Source organism: Phreatobacter cathodiphilus (assembly GCF_003008515.1).
GTDB classification, from domain to species: domain Bacteria; phylum Pseudomonadota; class Alphaproteobacteria; order Rhizobiales; family Phreatobacteraceae; genus Phreatobacter; species Phreatobacter cathodiphilus.
The window spans coordinates 3947691-3964634 of sequence record NZ_CP027668.1; the positions used below are offsets into that span (position 1 = coordinate 3947691).

Below are 16944 nucleotides of genomic sequence, written 5' to 3' on the forward strand. Positions count from 1 at the left end.
GCACGCGAAAGCGCCGGGGCGATGGGCCCCGGCGCTCGGCAGTCTCTCAGGTCTGTAAGGCGTCAGAAATTGCCGCCCTGCAGCTGGTTGTTCGGGGCCTGCTGGGCCTGCGAAGCCGGCGCCTCGTAGCCGCGGCGCGCGGTGAACTCGCGGGGCGACTGCGTCTGGTACTGCGTCACCGTGTTGCGCTCGGTGGCCTCGACCTGGGCGAAGGCGGGAGCGGCGGCGAGGGGGGCCAGCAGGGTGGCCGCGAGGATGATCTTCTTCATGACATGTCTCCTTCAGATGTCCGGCGGGCTCTCATGTCCCTGCCGGTCGGGGGTTGGGGCGAGCGGGCTGATGCCCGCCCTGCCCGGGTTGCGTGATCAGAAATTGCCGGACTGACCCTGGCGGTTGATCTGGCTCTGCTCGCCGCGGTTCAGGGCGGCAGGAACCTCGAGGATGCGGCGGGAGGTGAACTCGCGCGGGGCCTCACGGGCCGGGGTGACCGCGACGTTGGCCGAGGCGTCGACCTGGGCGAGAGCGGGCACGGCGGTGGCGAGGGGCGCCAGCAGGGTGGCGGCGAGGATGATCTTCTTCATGACGTACTCCAGTCGGAACCGGGCGGGGAGGGACACGCGCCACCCGGAAGGTGTTGGTGTGTCGGCGGGAGGTGTCCGCCGTCGACAACGGTGAAATGGGCCCGTCGGCGATCACTTGCCAATCACGAACTTGAGAAAATGCAATAACTGACGCAATCGAGTGGTTGCATCGTTGCACAGTCGCATTTTTGTGAGCGCGGGTCGCGCGTCCGTGATCCATTACCTCTTGCGGTGCCGACCTACCCGCACCACGCACGCCGCCCATCTGCGGCCTTGCCGCCCGGAACAAAGTCCCGCCGTGCCGCTTCTTCCCGGCGAGGGCGCCCCCGGGCGCCGGCGACGATCGACCCGGAGACGGACGAGATGGCGGATGAAAGCGTGCGGACCGTGTCTGCGACCTTCGCGACGCGCGAAAAGGCGGAGACCGCGGTCGAGCACATCGTGCAGCAGCACAAGGTCAATCGTGCCGACGTCTTCGTCGAGCCCGAGGGCTCGGACAATTCCGCCGGCACCGACCGGTCCGGGGCCGATGTCGGCAAGCCGGGCTCGGGCGGTGCGCCGGCCCTTCACGGCAGGTTGCGGGTTTCCGTCGACCTAAGCCGTGGCCACATCGCCGAGATCGAGACGGTGCTGCGCGAGCTCGGCGGCGAGGATGTCGGCTCGCGCTGAGGGGGACATGAAAAAGGGCGGCCCCGAGGCCGCCCCTTCACCTGCCGCAATCGGATAGAAGGCTCAGGCGGCGCCGTAGCCCACCGTGCCCTTGATCTCGAGGAATTCCTCGAGGCCGAACTCGGCATATTCGCGGCCGTTGCCGGACTGCTTGTAGCCGCCGAAGGGCGCGCCGGCGTCCCAGGCGGGATAGTTGATGTAGACGTTGCCCGAGCGCATCTGCGCGGCGAGCTTGCGCGCCTTCTCTAGAGAGCCCGACTGCACGTAGGAGGCGAGGCCGTAGGGCGTGTTGTTGGCGCGCTCGACGATCTCCTCCTCGCTGTCGTAGGGCAGGATCGACAGGACGGGTCCGAAGATCTCCTCCCGGGCGATGGTCATGTCGTCGGTGACGCCGGCGAACACCGTCGGGCGCACGTAATAGCCGCGGTTGAGACCCTCCGGACGGCCGGTGCCGCCGGTGACGACCTCCGCGCCCTCCTTGATGCCGCTCTCGATGAGCTTCTGGATCTTGTTGAACTGCACCTCGCTGACGACGGGGCCCATCCAGCTCTCCTCGGAGGAGGCCGGGCCGACCTTCAGCTTCTCGGCGGTCTCCTTGGCGACCTGCTTGGCCTCGTCGTGCTTTGCGGCCGGCACGAACATGCGCGTCGGGGCGTTACAGGACTGGCCGGAGTTGCGCATCATGCCCTCGACGCCGAGCTTCACCGCCTTGGCGATGTCGGCGTCGGGCAGGATGATGTTGGCCGACTTGCCGCCGAGCTCCTGGTGGACGCGCTTCACCGTATCGGCGGCGGCCTTGGCCACCAGCACGCCGGCGCGGGTCGAGCCGGTGAAGGACACCATGTCGACGCCGGGGTGGCGGGCGATCGCCTCGCCGACCGTCGGACCGTCGCCGTTGACGAGGTTGAACACGCCCTTCGGCACGCCGGCCTCGTGCATGATCTCGGCGAAGATGATGGCGTTGATCGGCGCGATCTCGCTCGGCTTCAGCACCATGGTGCAGCCGGCGGCGAGAGCCGGGGCGACCTTGCACATGATCTGGTTGATCGGCCAGTTCCACGGCGTGATCATGCCGACGACGCCGATCGGCTCCTTGGCGATGAGGGTCGTGCCGCGCAGCTCCTCGAACTCGAAGTTCTCGAGCGTCTCGATCATCTTGGACAGATGCGCCGTGCCCATGCCGGCCTGGGCCGTGTGGGCGAGCTTCTTCGGCGCGCCCATTTCGCGCGACAGGGCGTCCGCGACGTCGGCGAAGCGCTTGTTGTAGACCTCGAGGAGCTTGCGCATCAGCGCCAGCCGCTCCTCCTTGGTGGTCTGGGAAAAGGTCTTGAAGGCCTCGCGGGCGGCCTTCACCGCCTTGTCGACGTCGGCCTCGGTGCCGAGCGCGATCTTCGTGAAGGGCTCTTCGGTGGACGGATCGATCACGTCGAGGGTCGCGCTGCCGGTCGGGGCGACCCATTCGCCGTTGATGTAGAACTTGAGATTGTTGGACATCGGTGTCGTCCTCCGCGGATGCAAGACGGGAACCGGTCCCCGTGTGGGACCGGGCCGGGCGGGCAAACTGCCACCGATCGACCGTCTTGCGCCAGACCCGGAGCCCGCCCATTCCGGCAGGGCTCCCTTTCCGGCCCTTCCGACCCCCCAAACGGCCGAGAGGCCGCGCCCTTGCGGACGCGGCCTCCCGTCGTCGGAGATGGGAAGGCGATCAGCGGCCGGCGCGGGCGCGGGCGCGGATCATGAAGGCGTCGTAGGTGAACTCGGCGACCTGCCACCACAGATACTGCTCGGACCGCGTCGCCTGCATGGCGTCGATGATCTTCTTGAAGTCGGGGTTCCTGGCGCTGATCTCGCCGTAGAGCTGGTTGGCGGCGGTGAAGCAGGCCTCCATCACCTCCTGCGAGAAGGGGCGCAGCTGCGTGCCGGCGGCGACCAGGCGGCGCAGGGCGGCCGGGTTCTGCAGGTCGTACTTCGCCGCCATCACCGTGTTGGCGGTGGTGCAGGCGTTGGTCAGCGCCGCCTGGTAGGCCTTCGGCAGCGCGTTCCACTTCTCGATGTTGACCATGGCGTGGACGGTCGGGCCACCCTCCCACCAGCCGGGATAGTAGTAGAACGGCGCCACCTTGTTGAAGCCGAGCTTCTCGTCGTCATAGGGGCCGACCCACTCGGCGGCGTCGATGGTGCCCTTCTCCAGCGCCGGGTAGATGTCGCCGCCGGCGACCTGCTGCGGCACGACGCCGAGCTTGCTGAGCACCTGGCCGGTGATGCCGGCGATGCGCATCTTCAGGCCCTTCAGGTCCTCGACGGTCTTGATCTCCTTGCGGAACCAGCCGCCCATCTGCGCGCCGGTGTTGCCGGCGGGCATCGCGTGGATGTTGTACTTCTTGTAGAACTCGTTGAAGAGCTCGTTGCCGCCGCCCTGGAACAGCCAGGCGTTCATCTGGCGTGCATTGAGGCCGAAGGGCACGGCCGTGCCGATGGCGAAGGTCGGGTCCTTGCCGACGTAGTAGTAGGAGCAGGTGTGGCACATCTCGACCGTGTTGTTGGACACGGCGTCGAGCGCCTGCAGGCCGGGCACGATCTCGCCGGCGGCGAAGGCCTGGATCTGGAACTTGTTGTCGGTGAGCTCCGCGACCTGCTTGGCGATGGTCTCGGCGCCGCCGTAGATCGTGTCGAGCGACTTCGGGAAGCTGGACGTCAGGCGCCACTTGATCTCGGGCGACGACTGGGCGACGGCGGGGGCCGCGACGGCGGCGGCGGCGAGGCCGGCACCCGAAGCGGCCAGGAAATTGCGGCGTTTCATATCAATTCCTCCAGAAGGGCGGGGCGAATTCTACAGGGTTCGCCGGAGCGGCCATAAGCCGAAGGTTGGGGGGGGCGAGCAACGCTTCAGACGCAGGGCAGCCGCGCGCTAGTCTTTAGGCTAAGCCGCAATTGGGGCAGCAACCTGTCCTGCCACCTGTATCGTTCGGCGCGGTGGTCACGGCGGCCGGCCGCGCTATAGTCGGCGCAAAACGAGAACAGGCCGGAGGAACGTGCATGCCAGGATCGCAGCCCGGCGCCGGGCGCTTCATGCTGGTCGGACCCGAACGCGTCTTTTATGCGGGGCTCCTCGGCCGGCCGAAGAAGCGCACCCTCGGCGCCTTCATCGTCTTCGCCGGTATGGAGGGACGGCTGAGGCTTTCCGTCGCAGGAAAGCCCGACCGCATGGTCGAGGCCGCGGTGATGCCGGCCTATTGCGAACACAGCATCGAGCCGGAGCATCCGAGCGTGGTCGGCGTGCTGGTCGAGCCGGAATCGGTCGATCCCGCCGCCCTGGCGCGGCTGACGGCGGCCCTCGGTGCCATGGAGGAGGCGGCGCTGGCGCGGACCCTGCGAGACGCCTGCGCCCGCCTGCGCGCCCAGCGGCCGACCCAGGGCATGACCTCGGCCGCGTTCGACACCGCCGTCTTCGGCGCCCCCCTGCAGCCGCGCGCTGTCGATCCGCGCATCCTGCGGGTGCTGGCCGCCCTCGGCGACAGGCCGGGAGAGGGGCTCACCGCCGCCGATTGCGCCGGCCTCGTCAATCTCTCGGTGTCGCGCTTCCTGCACCTCTTCAAACAGGAGACCGGGATCGCCTTCCGCGCCTGCCGGGCCTGGAAGCGGGCCCGCCACCTGCTCAACTTCGCCAACGAGACCATCAACATGGCCCATCTGGCGCTGGACATCGGCTATCCCGACTCGACCCATTTTTCCCACTCGATCCGCCGCTTCTACGGCCTCAAACCCCGCGCCATCTTCTCGGGATCCCGCGAACTCGAGATCTTCCGCGGCGCCCCGGCGCTCTCCGCATGACCAGTCCACGCAAGCCGGCGGGCGCGCGCCGGCCCTAGCCTTGCCGCCGGACACCCACCGGAGCCCGTTGCCGCCATGCTGTTCACCGCCGAACACGACGAGGTCAGGCGCAGCCTGCAGAAGCTGATCGCCACCGAGATCAACCCGCATGTCGACGCCTGGGAGGCGGAGGGCCGCTTTCCCGCCCATGATCTGTTCGGCAAGCTCGGCGCGGCCGGCTATCTCGGGCTGAACAAGCCGGTCGAATACGGCGGCATGGGCCTCGACTATTCCTATGCCCTGCTCATGGCCGAGGAGGTGGGCGGCATCCATTGCGGCTCCGTGCCCATGGCCATCGGCGTGCAGACCGACATGGCGACGCCGGCCCTCGCCCGCTTCGGCTCCGACCACGTCAAGCGTGAGTTCCTGGCGCCCGCCGTGGCGGGCGAGCAGGTCGCCTGCATCGGCGTCTCCGAGCCCGGCGCCGGCTCGGACGTCGCCTCCATCAAGACCACGGCCCGCTCGGACGGCGAGGACTACGTCATCACCGGCGGCAAGATGTGGATCACCAACGGCGCCCAGGCCGACTGGATCTGCCTCCTCGCCAACACCGGCGAGGGACCTGCCCACCGCAACAAGTCGCTCATCTGCGTGCCGATGAAGGAGAAGGGCGTCACCGTCGCCCGCACCCTCGACAAGCTCGGTATGCGCGCCTCCGACACGGCGCAGATCTTCTTCGACGAGGTGCGCGTGCCGAAGCGCAACCGCATCGGCGAGGAAGGCAAGGGCTTCACCTACCAGATGATGCAGTTCCAGGAGGAGCGGCTCTGGGGCGCGGCGGCCTGCCTGAAGCCGGCCGAATGGATCATCGACCAGACCATCGAATACACCCGCGGCCGTCAGGCCTTCGGCCGCTCCATCCTCGACAACCAGGTGGTGCATTTCCGCCTCGCCGAGCTGAAGACGGAGGTCGAGCTGCTGCGCTCGCTCATCTACCGCGCCGCCGAGCAGATGATGGCCGGCGAGGACATGACGACGCTGGCCTCCATGGCCAAGCTGAAGGCCGGGCGCATCGGCCGCGAGATCTCCGACGCCTGCATGCAGTACTGGGGCGGCATGGGTTACATGAACGAGACGCCCGTCACCCGCTACTATCGCGACGCGCGCCTGACCTCCATCGCCGGCGGCGCCGACGAGGTCATGCTCTCCATCATCGCCAAGGCGATGGGCACCCTGCCGGGCATGAGCAACCGCCAATGATCCTCTATCACTGCCTGTCCGCCCGTTCCTTCCGGCCGCTCTGGACGCTGGAGGAAATGGGCCTTCCCTACGAGCTGAAGGTGCTGCCCTTTCCGCCGCGGGCCTTCGCCAAGGACTATTTCGACGTCAACGTGCTGGGCACCGTGCCCTTCCTCGTCGACGGCGACACCCGCATGAGCGAATCCGCGGCGATCTGCGAATATCTCGCCGTGCGCCACGGGCCGACGCCTCTGGCAGTGAGGCCGGACGAGCCCGACTACGGCCTCTGGCTCAACTGGCTGCACCAGAGCGACGCGACGCTGACCTTCCCGCAGGCCCTGGTGCTGCGCTACGGCCGGTTCGAGCCGCCGGAGCGCCGCCAGCCGCAGGTCGCCGATGACTATGCCAAATGGTTCCACGGGCGGATGCGCATGCTCGACGCCCATCTCACGCAGCACGAATGGCTGGCCGGCGGCCGGTTCACCGTGGCCGACATCGCGGTGGGCTATGCGCTGATGCTGGCCGAGGTAATCGGCCTCGCGAGGGACTTCCAGCCGCAGACGGCCGCCTACTGGCAGCGCCTCAAGGCCCGCGACGGCTATCGTCGCGCGCTCGCCGCGCAGGGGAAGGCTGCCGCGGAACAGGGCGTGAAACCGGGCTTCTGAGACGGCGGCAAGGCTTTACCGACCCCTCACCCCTACCCTCTCCCCGCAAGCGGGGAGAGGGGGCTCTGGCGCCGCGACTCCGATCCGTCCGTTGCGCCAGGCACTGCGGAGACAGAAGGGGCGGGACGTCGAAGTCCCCTCTCCCCGCTCGCGGGGAGAGGGAAGGGTGAGGGGCCTCTTCCGTCCCTGCGCCAGGTCATTGTCCTCCGCACCACCCGCAAACCCCGCATCAGCCACTCCGCACAAGACGAGTGGCCGCCCGCCCGCCAGTCTGCCGGCACTTGAGCGAGGAATGAGCCGCGTCATGGCCGTGATCGAGACCCGCATCGCCCCGACCGGCGAGGCTTTCGCCGCCAACCGGGCGGCCATGCTCGCCCTGCTCGCCCGCACCGGCGCCCTCGAGGAGCGCGCCCGCCGCGCCTCCGCCGCCGCAGGCCCCAGGTTCCACGAGCGCGGCCAGCTCCTGCCGCGCGAGCGAATCGGCCTTCTGCTCGACCCCGGCGCGCCCTTCCTCGAACTCTGCGCGCTGTCCGGCTACCTGATGGACAGCGCCGACCCTGAGAAGAGCGTGCCCGGCAGCGGCGTCATCGCCGGCATCGGCTTCGTCTCCGGCGTGCGCTGCATGATTTCGGCCTCCGATTCCGGCATCGATGCCGGGGCGCTCCAGCCGATGGGCCTCGAAAAGCAGCTCCGCGTCCAGGAGCTTGCCCTGGAGAACCGGCTGCCCTTCATCCAGCTCGTCGAGAGCGCCGGCGCCAACCTGCTGCGCTACCGGGTCGAGCATTTCGTCCATGGCGGCCAGATCTTCCGCAACCTCGCTCGCCTGTCGGCGGCGGGCCTGCCGGTGATCACCGTCACCCACGGCTCTTCGACCGCCGGCGGTGCCTACCAGACCGGCCTCTCCGACTACATCGTCATGGTGCGCGGCCGCACCCGCGCCTTCCTCGCGGGGCCGCCCCTTCTAAAGGCCGCCACCGGCGAGATAGCCTCGGAAGAGGATCTCGGCGGCGCCGAGATGCACACCACCGTCTCCGGCCTCGGCGACTATCTCGCCGAGGACGACCGCGACGCCCTGCGCATCGCCCGCGAGATCGTCGCCTCCCTCGACTGGAATCGGGACCCCGCCCCCCGCGAGCGGGACTTCGCGGCCCCGCTCCATGACGCCGAGGAGCTCCTCGGCATCATGCCGGCCGACCTGAAGCGCCCGGTGGACATGCGCGAGGTCATCGCCCGCATCGTCGACGGCTCGAATTTTCTCGCCTTCGGTGAAGGCTTCGGCCCGGCCACCGTTTGCGGCCACGCCACGATCGAGGGTCACCCCGTCGGCATCATCACCAACAACGGACCGCTCGATCCCGCAGGCGCCAACAAGGCGACGCACTTCATCCAGGCCTGCTGCCAGTCGCAGACCCCCATCCTCTACCTCAACAACACCACCGGCTTCATGGTCGGCCGTGCCTATGAGGAGGCCGGCATGATCAAGCACGGCTCCAAGATGATCCAGGCGGTGACCAACGCCACCGTGCCGCAGATCACCCTCTATTGCGGCGCCTCCTACGGAGCCGGCAATTACGGCATGTGCGGCCGCGGTTTCCATCCGCGCTTCTGCTTCTCCTGGCCCAATGCCCGCACCGCGGTCATGGGCGCCGAGCAGGCCGCCGAGACCATGGCCATCGTCACCCGCGCCGGCGCCGCGCGGCGCGGAAAGGAGGCGGACGAGGCGCAGATCGCCGCCATGAAGGCTCAGATCACCGAACTCTTCGAGAGCCAGATGGACGTCTTCACCACCTCGGCGCGCCTCCTCGACGACGGCGTCATCGATCCGCGCGACACCCGCGCCGTCCTCGCCGAAGCGCTCGCGACCTGCCGCGAGGCGGCGCGCCGGCAGACCGTGCCCATGCAGTTCTCGGTGGCGAGGCCGTGACCATGACCGTCATCCCGCTCACGTCCCCGCCGGTCGTCGCCACCCCGTTCCGCCGGCTGCTCGTCGCCAATCGTGGCGAGATCGCCCTGCGCATCTTCGCCACAGCTCGCGAGATGGGTCTCGAGACCGTCGCCGTCTATTCGAGCGCCGATGCGCGGAGCCGGCATGTCCATGCCGCCGACCGCGCCGTGCTGATCGGTGGGCCGCTGCCCGCCGAATCCTACCTGAACATCCCCGCCATCATCGCGGCCGCCAAGGCGACCGGTGCCGAGGCCATCCATCCCGGCTACGGCTTTCTCGCCGAGAATGCCGCCTTTGCCCGCGCCTGCCGCGAGGCGGGCATCGTTTTCGTCGGGCCATCCCCTGAGTCCATCGAGGCCATGGGCGACAAGGCCCGCGCCAAGGCCCTGATGCAGGCGGCGGGCGTGCCCGTCGTGCCGGGCTACCAGGGGGACGACCAGTCCGACGAGCGCCTCGCGGCCGAGGCGGAGGCCATCGGCTATCCCGTCATGATCAAGGCGGTGGCGGGCGGCGGCGGCCGCGGCATGCGCCTGGTGCGCGAAGCCGCCCGGTTCGCCGAGGCGCTGCGCAGCGCGCGGTCGGAGGCGGCGAATGCCTTCGGCAACGGAACGGTGCTGCTCGAAAAGGCGATCGAGGCACCGCGGCACATCGAGATCCAGGTCTTCGGCGACCGCCATGGCAATGCCTGGCACGTCGGCGAGCGCGACTGCTCCATCCAGCGCCGCCATCAGAAGCTGATCGAGGAGGCTCCCTCGCCGGCCGTCTCGCATGACCTGCGCCACCGGATGGGCGAGGTTGCCGTCAAGGCGGTGAAGGCGCTCGGCTACGAGGGGGCCGGCACGCTCGAGTTCCTGCTCGACCGCGACGGCCAGTTCTACTTCATGGAGATGAACACCCGCCTGCAGGTGGAGCATCGCGTCAGCGAGCTGAATGTCGGGCGGGATTTCGTCCGGTGGCAGTTGATGATCGCCGCGGGCGAGGCGATTGCGCAGCACGACGCGCGGGCTCCGGCCTTCGGCCATACGATCGAGGTGCGCCTCTGCGCCGAGGATCCGGCGCAGGATTTCCTGCCGCAGTCGGGCCGCTTCCACACCTGGCCGGAATGTATCGAGCCCTATGCCCGGGTCGACACCGCCATGGCCGTGGGGGCGGAGGTGCCACCCTACTACGATTCCATGGTCGCCAAGGTGATCGTCCACGAGAGCACCCGCGAGGAGGCGCGCGCCAAGCTCATGGCCTGGCTGGACCGCTTCGCAAGCCTGGGGGTCATGACCAACCAGGGCTTCCTGGCGCGAGCTCTCGCGCATCCCGTCTTCGCCGAAGGCCGGGCGACCACCGCCTTCATCGCCGATCATGGCGCCGACCTCGCGCGCCCGGAACAGCAGGGCCTTCCGGATGCCGTTCTCGCGGCGGCGGTCTTGCATGATGACGAGACGCCCGACCGCAACCGCTATCGGCCCCGTCATCTCGGGCCACCATGGCCCATTCCGATGGTCCTGGAGATCGACGGCCGCCGCCACACCGTCGCCGTTCAGCAGGAGCGCGACGGCACCTGCCGCCTCAGCCATGGCGGCACCGACTACGTCATTCGCTTTGACGAGATGCGGCCGGATTTTCGCAAGGAGACGCCCCGGTGCCGGTTCATCCATGACGGCGTCGCCGACGAGGTCCCCTATCAGCGCGACGGTGATCGCCTCTTCCTCCAGCGCGGCCCCGACCAGGTCATCGTCCGCGACCTCACCCGCGCTCCGGCCAGCCGCGCCGGCGCGGATGGTTCGGATGGCCGCATCCTTGCCGCCATGAACGGGCGCGTCGTCGCCGTCCATGTCGCGGCCGGCGAGTCGGTGACGGCCGGCCAGCCCGTCGTGACGCTGGAGGCGATGAAGATGGAGCATGTCCACGCCAGCGCTGTCACCGGCACGGTCGGCGAGGTCGCCGTCACCGCAGGCGAGCAGGTCACCACCGGCCGGCTGCTCGCCGCCATCACGCCCACGGCATCCTGAGGGAGAACACCCGTGTCAGACGCCGTCCTCACCGCAAGATCCGGCCACGTACTCACCATCACCATCAACCGGCCGGACAAGCGCAACGCCATGAACGCCGAGGTGGTCGCCGGCATCGCCGCCGGCTGGCACGCCGCTCACGACGATCCCGACATCCGGGTCATCGTCCTCACCGGCGCCGGCGATAAGGCCTTCTGCGCGGGGGCCGATCTCGGCGGCGGCCAGAGCTTCTTCCAGGACCTGTCCAAGCCGACCAGCGACTATGCCGATCTCCTGCGTCTCGCCCAGAACGGCACCAAGCCCTCCATTGCCCGCGTCAACGGCACCTGCATGGCCGGCGGCATGGGGCTCCTGTGCATGACCGACATGGCGGTGGCGGCCGACGACGTCGTCTTCGGCCTGCCGGAGGTGAAGGTCGGGGTCTTCCCCATGCAGGTGCTGAGCCTGCTGCAGCAGATCGTGCCCCGCCGACTGGTGGCGGAATGGTGCCTCACCGGCGAGCCCTTCACGCCGGATGAGGCGCGCGCCGCGGGCCTCCTCAACCACGTGGTGCCGCGGGGCGCGCTCGACGACAAGGTTGCCTGGCTCGCCGGCCGGCTGGCCGACAAGTCGCCCATGGCGATCCGCCGCGGCAAATATGCGATGCGCGCCATCCACGCCATGAGCTTCGACGAAGCGATAGCCTTCACCGAGGGCCAGATCGCGCTCACCGCCGCGACCGAGGATGCCAAGGAGGGCATCGCGGCCTTTCAGGAAAAACGGAAGCCCGTCTGGCGCTGAGCTTGATCGTGCGAAAACGCGATTGAAAACAGGCGTTTGCGCAAGGTTCCCGCTTGACCTCGCTCAATCGGCCGGGCCGCTCCGCAGGTCATGATCCGCCTCGTTTCCCCGCTGCAATGGCGCGGCGGGCGAGCCGACCGAGGCAGTCCCATGTCCGATTTCACTCCGAATTTTGACGTCAGGCGTCCGATGGATGCCGTCCGTGTTCTTTGCGGCCTGTTCTACATTCCTCATGTCATCGGCAAGATCACCGGCTATGCCGGCACGGTCGCCTTCTTCGCCAAGGCGGGCTTCCATCCGCCGGCCTTCTTCGTGCTCCTCGCCATGGTGATGGAAGCCGTCTGCGCTATCGGCCTGATCTTGGGCGTCGGCACGAAGTATCTCGGCGTCGTCTCCGCGGGCCTTCTGGCGGTGGCCGCCTATGCCATCGTGGCGACCCGCGGCCTCGGCTGGTTCTGGGCCGGCGGCGGCATCGAGTATCTCGCCTTCTGGGGCTTCATGTCCCTGGCGGTGGCGGCCGATGCCTGGCAGCGCGAGCCCGGCCTGTTCGGCCTCTTCGCCCGCCCCGCCCACGCCTGATCCGGCCCCGCCGGGAACCGGAAGCCGCCGCCGTCCCGCGGCGGCTTTCCATTTGCGCCTAGCCGCTTAACGCAAGACGACGCGTCCCGCGGATCGGAACATGGCCGCCGACCTACCCGAGGCGGCGGACCATGAGCCCCAGACGATGAGCGACAAGGCCATCATCACCTGCGCCCTCAACGGCGTCCTGACCGACCCGAATCAGCATTCGGTGCCGGTGACGCCGGCCGAGATGGCGGCCGAGGCGCGGCGCGCCTATGACGCCGGCGCGTCCGTCATGCACATCCACCTGCGCCAGCAGGGCGAGGGCAAGGGCCACCTGCCCTCCTGGGACCCGGCTCTGTCAGCCGAGGTGCAGGCCGCCATCCGCGACGCCTGCCCCGGCGTCGTGATCAACCACACCTCCGGCGTTGTCGGGCCCGACTATGCCGGCGCCCTCGCCTGCATCCGCGAGACGCGCCCGGAGATCGCCGCCTGCAACGCCGGCTCGCTGAACTATCTGAAGGTCAAGGCGGACGGCACCTGGGCCTGGCCGCCCATGCTCTTCGACAACCCGGTCGAGAAGGTGAAGGCCTATCTCGACGTCATGAAGGGCACCGGCACCCTGCCGGAATTCGAGTGCTTCGACACCGGCATCGTCCGCGCCGTCGCCATGTACCGCGACACCGGGATGACCACCGCGCCGCTCCAGTACAATTTCGTCATGGGGGTCGAATCCGGCATGCCCGCCGATCCCGACCTCCTGCCCATCCTGTTGAAGCTCAAGGCGCCGGAGGCCAACTGGCAGGTCACCGCCATCGGTCGCGCCGGCATCTGGGCGCTGCACCGGCGCTGCGCCGAACTCGGCGGCCACATGCGCACCGGCCTCGAGGACACCTTCTACCGGGCCGACGGCGCCAAGGTCGCCTCCAACGGACCGCTGATCGAGGAGATCGCCGGCCTCGTCCGCGCCACCGGCCGCGAGGTCGCCGGCCCCGCCGAGGCGCGGGCCATCCTGAGGCTTGCGGCCTGAGCCGATTGCGGCAAGGCTTCGAGCCGAGACGTGCCTACGAGCCGGAATACCGGCCGTGAAAGAACATCGGGAAACGCCGTCCAGGGAGAGGGCAGGTGCAGTTCATCCAGCTGGTGATCAGCGGGCTCGCGCAGGGGTGCATCTACGGCCTCATCGCGCTGGGCTTCGTGCTCATCTACAAGGCCACCGAGACGGTAAACTTCGCCCAGGGCGAGTTGCTGATGATCGGCGGCTTCGCCGGCCTCTTCGCCGCCACCACCCTCGGCATGCCCTACTGGGCGGTGATCATCGTCGCCATGGCGGTCACCGCCCTCATCGGCTTCCTCAACGAACGCATCATCCTCAGGCCCATTCTCGGCCAGTCGGCGGTCGCCATCGTCATGGTCACCATCGGCTTCGGCTACATGGCCCGCGGGCTCGTCACCATGATCCCGGTGATCGGCACCGACACCCACAGCCTACCCGTTCCCTTCCGCGGCGAGGTGTTCCGCTTCGGCGGGCTCGTCATCTCCGCCGAGCACCTTGTCATCATCGCCGTGACCGTCGTGCTCTGCGGCCTGCTCGCGGCGCTCTTCCGCTACACCAAGATCGGCATCGCCATGCAGGCCATGAGCCAGAACCAGCTGGCGGCCTACTACATGGGCATTCCGGTGAAGCGGCTCTCCAGCCTCATCTGGGCCATCTCGGCGGCGGTGGCGGCCATCGCCGGCATCCTTCTGGCGCCGCTCACCTTCATCCACGCCAATATGGGCTTCATCGGCATCAAGGCCTTCCCGGCCGCGGTGATCGGCGGCTTCACGTCCCTGCCCGGCGCCATCGTCGGCGGGCTCATCATCGGCATCGTGGAATCCCTCGCCGGCTTCTACCTGATGGAGGGCTTCAAGGACGCGGCGCCCTTCATGGTCGTTCTGGCCATGCTCGTGCTCAAGCCGAACGGCCTGTTCGGCGAGCGCCTGGCGAAGAAGGTCTGACGCCATGCGCTTCATCTTCAAGACGCGCTACGAGCAGGACATCGAGCTCGTCCAGCACGGCGGCCAGGTCTTCTGGTACGGCCTGCTCATGGCGCTGCTGCTCGTCGCGCCGGCCTTCGTCTCGCCCTATGTCCTGACCCAGCTCTCCCAGGTCTGCATCTACGCCATCGTCGCCCTCGGCCTCATGCTGCTCGCCGGCTTCACCGGCCAGCTCTCCCTCGGCCATGCCGCCTTCATGGCGGTGGGCGCCTATACGCAAGGGGTGCTGGTGACGGCGGGCGTGCCCTTCGTCGTCGGCGTCGCGGCGGCGGCGCTCTTCGCGGCGGTCGTCGGCATCATCGTCGGCCTGCCGGCGCTCCGGGTGAAGGGGCTCTATCTCGGCATCGCCACCCTCGCCTTCGGCACCATCATCGAGGAGATCATCGCCCGCGCCGAGCACGTCACCGGCGGCAATGCCGGTCTGATGGTGCCGCCGGTGAGCCTCTTCGGCTGGCGCTTCGCCGACGGGCCGAGCTTCTACTATCTCTGCCTCGCCTTCGCCCTCGCCGCGACGCTGATCGTCGTCAACCTGCTGCGCTCGCCCACCGGCCGCGCCTTCGTCGCCATCCGCGATTCCGAGATCTCGGCCCAGTCGATGGGCGTCAACCTCGCCTTCTACAAGACGCTGTCCTTCGCCATCTCCGCCGCCTTCGCCGGTGTCGCCGGCGCGCTCTACGCCCACAACATCCGCTTCCTCTCGCCCGACCAGTTCACCGTCGTGCAGTCGATCGAGCTGGTGATGATGGTGGTCATCGGCGGCCTCGGCTCGGTCCACGGTGCCATCTACGGCGCCGCCTTCCTCATCGCCCTGCCGCAGGTGATCAACGCGGTGAAGCCGCTGCTGCCGGCCTTCCTCGCCGAGGCCACGGGCCTTCAGCCCACCGTCTTCGGCGCGGTGCTGATCCTCGTCGTCCTCTTCGAGCCGCTCGGCATCTACGGCGCCTGGCTGAAGACGCGGGCCTATTTCGACCTCTTCCCCTTCTACCGGAAGGGCATGTTCCGCCGGCAGAAGGCCTTCCAGAAATCGGACCGGCTGAAATGAGCGCGCCCTTCTTCGAGGCCGAATCCATCGCGGTGCAGTTCGGCGGTCTCAAGGCCGTCGACGGGGTGAGCTTCACCGTCGGCAAGGGCGAGGTCTTCACCATCATCGGCCCGAACGGCGCCGGCAAGACCACCGTCTTCAACATCATCAGCCGCATCTACAACCCGACCGCCGGCCGGGTGATGCTGGAGGGCGAGGAGATCACGAAGCTTCCCGCGCACCGGGTCGCCGGGCTCGGCATCGCCCGCACCTTCCAGAACATCGAGCTCTTCGAGCACGCCACCGTCCTGCAGAACCTCCTCATCGGCGCCCATGTCCATCGCACCACCAACCCGCTCGCCGAGGCGCTCTTCCTGCCCTCGGTGAAGCGGGCGGAAGTCGCGCTGCGCGAGAAGGTGGAGGAGGTGATCGACCTCCTCGACCTCGCGGTCCACCGCGACGCCACCGTCGCCGGGCTGCCCTACGGCGCCCGCAAGGTGGTCGAGCTCGGCCGCGCCCTCTGCACCCGCCCGAAGCTCCTGCTGCTGGACGAACCCTCCTCCGGCCTCAACGTCGAGGAGACCGAGGACATGGCCTTCTGGATCGAGGACATCACCCGCGACCTCGGCATCACCGTCGTCATGGTGGAGCACGACATGACCCTCGTCTCCCGCGTCTCCGACCGGGTCATGGCGATGAACCAGGGCCGCGTGCTCGCCATGGGATCGCCCGCCGAGGTGCAGCACCACCCGGCCGTGGTCGAGGCCTATATCGGCACGCCGGCGGCGGCCGAGGCCGTGGCGGAAAGGGCCGCGTCATGACCGAGCCCATCCTCACCCTCGCCAACGTGGAAGCCGCCTACGGGGCGGTAAAGGCCATCCGCGGCGTCTCGCTCTCCGTGCCCAAGGGCTCCATCGTCACCGTGCTCGGCGCCAACGGCGCCGGCAAGACGACGATCCTCAAGACCATCTCCGGCATCCTCGACCCGCAGAAGGGCTCCATCCTCTTCAAAGGCGAACATATCGAGCGCCGCGACCCCGCCGACATCGTCCGTCGCGGCCTCAGCCAGGCGCCCGAGGGCCGCGAGGTCTTTCCGCTCCTGTCGGTCCGCAACAACCTGCTGATGGGCGCCTATACCCGCTCCGACCGGGACGAGGTCGCCCGCGACATCGAGCGGATGGAGCGCTACTTCCCCATCCTGAAGGAGCGCTCGGAGCAGGATGCGGGCCTCCTCTCCGGCGGCCAGCAGCAGATGCTCTCCATTTCGCGGGCGCTGATGTCGCGGCCCGATCTCCTCCTCCTCGACGAGCCGTCCCTCGGCCTCTCGCCGAAGCTGACCCAGGAGATCTTCGCCATCGTCAAGCGCATCAACCGCGAGGAGGGCGTCACCATCCTCCTGGTCGAGCAGAACGCCGCGCTGGCGCTGGCCACCGCCGACTACGGCTACATCCTCGAGCTCGGCCGCATCGTCATGGAGGACAGGGCCGCGGTGCTCGCCGAGAAGGACGACGTGAAGGAATTCTACCTCGGCCAGAAGGAGGCCGGGGTCCGCGGCGAACGCCGCTGGAAGAAGAAGAAGATGTGGCGGTGACGGCGATGGCGGCACCTCTCTTCCCCGGCATGATCCCGT

The 16944-nt window shown here is 68.5% G+C and carries 17 protein-coding genes; 13 read left to right on the top strand and 4 right to left on the bottom strand.

Going from position 1 to position 16944, the window contains the following annotated elements; genetic code table 11:
* Window positions 1–62 precede the first annotated feature (62 nt).
* Window positions 63–269 (bottom strand): hypothetical protein, encoded by a 207-nt coding sequence (locus tag C6569_RS18915; RefSeq protein WP_106750327.1) that lies wholly within the window; start codon window positions 267–269, stop codon window positions 63–65.
* Between the two features lie 96 nt (window positions 270–365).
* Window positions 366–581 carry a hypothetical protein gene (locus C6569_RS18920; protein WP_106750328.1) on the bottom strand — a complete coding sequence of 72 codons (216 nt, stop codon included), beginning with the start codon at window positions 579–581 and terminating at the stop codon, window positions 366–368.
* A gap of 378 nt (window positions 582–959) precedes the next feature.
* On the opposite strand from C6569_RS18920, the gene C6569_RS18925 reads away from it, so the two are divergent.
* Window positions 960–1250, top strand: a complete 291-nt coding sequence (locus C6569_RS18925; RefSeq protein WP_245898159.1) for a hypothetical protein — start codon at window positions 960–962, stop codon at window positions 1248–1250.
* 63 nt (window positions 1251–1313) lie between these two features.
* Here the strand turns inward: C6569_RS18925 and C6569_RS18930 are convergent, their stop codons facing one another.
* Together C6569_RS18930 and C6569_RS18935 are read right to left on the bottom strand one after the other, a co-directional pair.
* The gene (locus C6569_RS18930; RefSeq protein ID WP_106750330.1) at window positions 1314–2744 is read right to left on the bottom strand and encodes an aldehyde dehydrogenase family protein; all 1431 of its coding nucleotides are present in this window, start codon (window positions 2742–2744) and stop codon (window positions 1314–1316) included.
* 211 nt (window positions 2745–2955) lie between these two features.
* Window positions 2956–4050, bottom strand: a complete 1095-nt coding sequence (locus C6569_RS18935; RefSeq protein ID WP_106750331.1) for a TRAP transporter substrate-binding protein — start codon at window positions 4048–4050, stop codon at window positions 2956–2958.
* A gap of 236 nt (window positions 4051–4286) precedes the next feature.
* On the opposite strand from C6569_RS18935, the gene C6569_RS18940 reads away from it, so the two are divergent.
* The 12 genes from C6569_RS18940 (at window position 4287) to C6569_RS18995 (ending at window position 16905) form a co-directional block, all read left to right on the top strand.
* Entirely contained in the window at window positions 4287–5081 is a 795-nt protein-coding gene (locus C6569_RS18940; RefSeq protein ID WP_106750332.1) for a helix-turn-helix domain-containing protein, read from the top strand.
* A 75-nt stretch (window positions 5082–5156) separates the two neighbouring features.
* Entirely contained in the window at window positions 5157–6320 is a 1164-nt protein-coding gene (locus C6569_RS18945; protein ID WP_106750333.1) for an acyl-CoA dehydrogenase family protein, read from the top strand.
* A complete protein-coding gene (locus C6569_RS18950) occupies window positions 6317–6964 on the top strand; it encodes a glutathione S-transferase family protein (RefSeq protein WP_106750334.1) in 648 nt (215 codons plus the stop codon). Before C6569_RS18945 ends, C6569_RS18950 begins: the two co-directional genes overlap by 4 nt.
* 304 nt (window positions 6965–7268) lie before the next feature.
* Complete coding sequence (locus C6569_RS18955; RefSeq protein ID WP_106750335.1) at window positions 7269–8888, top strand: acyl-CoA carboxylase subunit beta; 1620 nt, start codon at window positions 7269–7271, stop codon at window positions 8886–8888.
* 2 nt (window positions 8889–8890) lie between these two features.
* Window positions 8891–10912, top strand: a complete 2022-nt coding sequence (locus tag C6569_RS18960) for an acetyl/propionyl/methylcrotonyl-CoA carboxylase subunit alpha (protein ID WP_106750336.1) — start codon at window positions 8891–8893, stop codon at window positions 10910–10912.
* 12 nt (window positions 10913–10924) lie between these two features.
* A complete protein-coding gene (locus C6569_RS18965) occupies window positions 10925–11692 on the top strand; it encodes an enoyl-CoA hydratase/isomerase family protein (protein WP_106750337.1) in 768 nt (255 codons plus the stop codon).
* A gap of 150 nt (window positions 11693–11842) precedes the next feature.
* Window positions 11843–12271, top strand: coding sequence for a DoxX family protein (locus tag C6569_RS18970; RefSeq protein WP_106750338.1), 429 nt, complete (start codon window positions 11843–11845; stop codon window positions 12269–12271).
* A 145-nt stretch (window positions 12272–12416) separates the two neighbouring features.
* Window positions 12417–13283, top strand: a complete 867-nt coding sequence (locus tag C6569_RS18975; protein ID WP_106751139.1) for a beta-keto acid cleavage family enzyme — start codon at window positions 12417–12419, stop codon at window positions 13281–13283.
* A gap of 95 nt (window positions 13284–13378) precedes the next feature.
* Window positions 13379–14254, top strand: a complete 876-nt coding sequence (locus C6569_RS18980; RefSeq protein ID WP_106750339.1) for a branched-chain amino acid ABC transporter permease — start codon at window positions 13379–13381, stop codon at window positions 14252–14254.
* A gap of 4 nt (window positions 14255–14258) precedes the next feature.
* Window positions 14259–15335 (top strand): branched-chain amino acid ABC transporter permease, encoded by a 1077-nt coding sequence (locus C6569_RS18985; protein ID WP_106750340.1) that lies wholly within the window; start codon window positions 14259–14261, stop codon window positions 15333–15335.
* Window positions 15332–16135, top strand: coding sequence for an ABC transporter ATP-binding protein (locus C6569_RS18990; protein ID WP_106750341.1), 804 nt, complete (start codon window positions 15332–15334; stop codon window positions 16133–16135). Before C6569_RS18985 ends, C6569_RS18990 begins: the two co-directional genes overlap by 4 nt.
* Entirely contained in the window at window positions 16132–16905 is a 774-nt protein-coding gene (locus C6569_RS18995; protein ID WP_106750342.1) for an ABC transporter ATP-binding protein, read from the top strand. Before C6569_RS18990 ends, C6569_RS18995 begins: the two co-directional genes overlap by 4 nt.
* Window positions 16906–16944 lie beyond the last annotated feature (39 nt).

What these genes read in the sequence shown, in the direction of transcription:
- C6569_RS18915 (WP_106750327.1), bottom strand. Translation starts at nt 269, where the DNA reads ATGAAGAAGATCATCCTCGCGGCCACCCTGCTGGCCCCCCTCGCCGCC.
- C6569_RS18920 (WP_106750328.1), bottom strand. Translation starts at nt 581, where the DNA reads ATGAAGAAGATCATCCTCGCCGCCACCCTGCTGGCGCCCCTCGCCACC.
- C6569_RS18930 (WP_106750330.1), bottom strand. Translation starts at nt 2,744, where the DNA reads ATGTCCAACAATCTCAAGTTCTACATCAACGGCGAATGGGTCGCCCCG.
- C6569_RS18935 (WP_106750331.1), bottom strand. Translation starts at nt 4,050, where the DNA reads ATGAAACGCCGCAATTTCCTGGCCGCTTCGGGTGCCGGCCTCGCCGCC.
- C6569_RS18940 (WP_106750332.1), top strand. Translation starts at nt 4,287, where the DNA reads ATGCCAGGATCGCAGCCCGGCGCCGGGCGCTTCATGCTGGTCGGACCC.
- C6569_RS18945 (WP_106750333.1), top strand. Translation starts at nt 5,157, where the DNA reads ATGCTGTTCACCGCCGAACACGACGAGGTCAGGCGCAGCCTGCAGAAG.
- C6569_RS18950 (WP_106750334.1), top strand. Translation starts at nt 6,317, where the DNA reads ATGATCCTCTATCACTGCCTGTCCGCCCGTTCCTTCCGGCCGCTCTGG.
- C6569_RS18955 (WP_106750335.1), top strand. Translation starts at nt 7,269, where the DNA reads ATGGCCGTGATCGAGACCCGCATCGCCCCGACCGGCGAGGCTTTCGCC.
- C6569_RS18960 (WP_106750336.1), top strand. Translation starts at nt 8,891, where the DNA reads ATGACCGTCATCCCGCTCACGTCCCCGCCGGTCGTCGCCACCCCGTTC.
- C6569_RS18970 (WP_106750338.1), top strand. Translation starts at nt 11,843, where the DNA reads ATGTCCGATTTCACTCCGAATTTTGACGTCAGGCGTCCGATGGATGCC.
- C6569_RS18975 (WP_106751139.1), top strand. Translation starts at nt 12,417, where the DNA reads ATGAGCGACAAGGCCATCATCACCTGCGCCCTCAACGGCGTCCTGACC.
- C6569_RS18985 (WP_106750340.1), top strand. Translation starts at nt 14,259, where the DNA reads ATGCGCTTCATCTTCAAGACGCGCTACGAGCAGGACATCGAGCTCGTC.
- C6569_RS18990 (WP_106750341.1), top strand. Translation starts at nt 15,332, where the DNA reads ATGAGCGCGCCCTTCTTCGAGGCCGAATCCATCGCGGTGCAGTTCGGC.
- C6569_RS18995 (WP_106750342.1), top strand. Translation starts at nt 16,132, where the DNA reads ATGACCGAGCCCATCCTCACCCTCGCCAACGTGGAAGCCGCCTACGGG.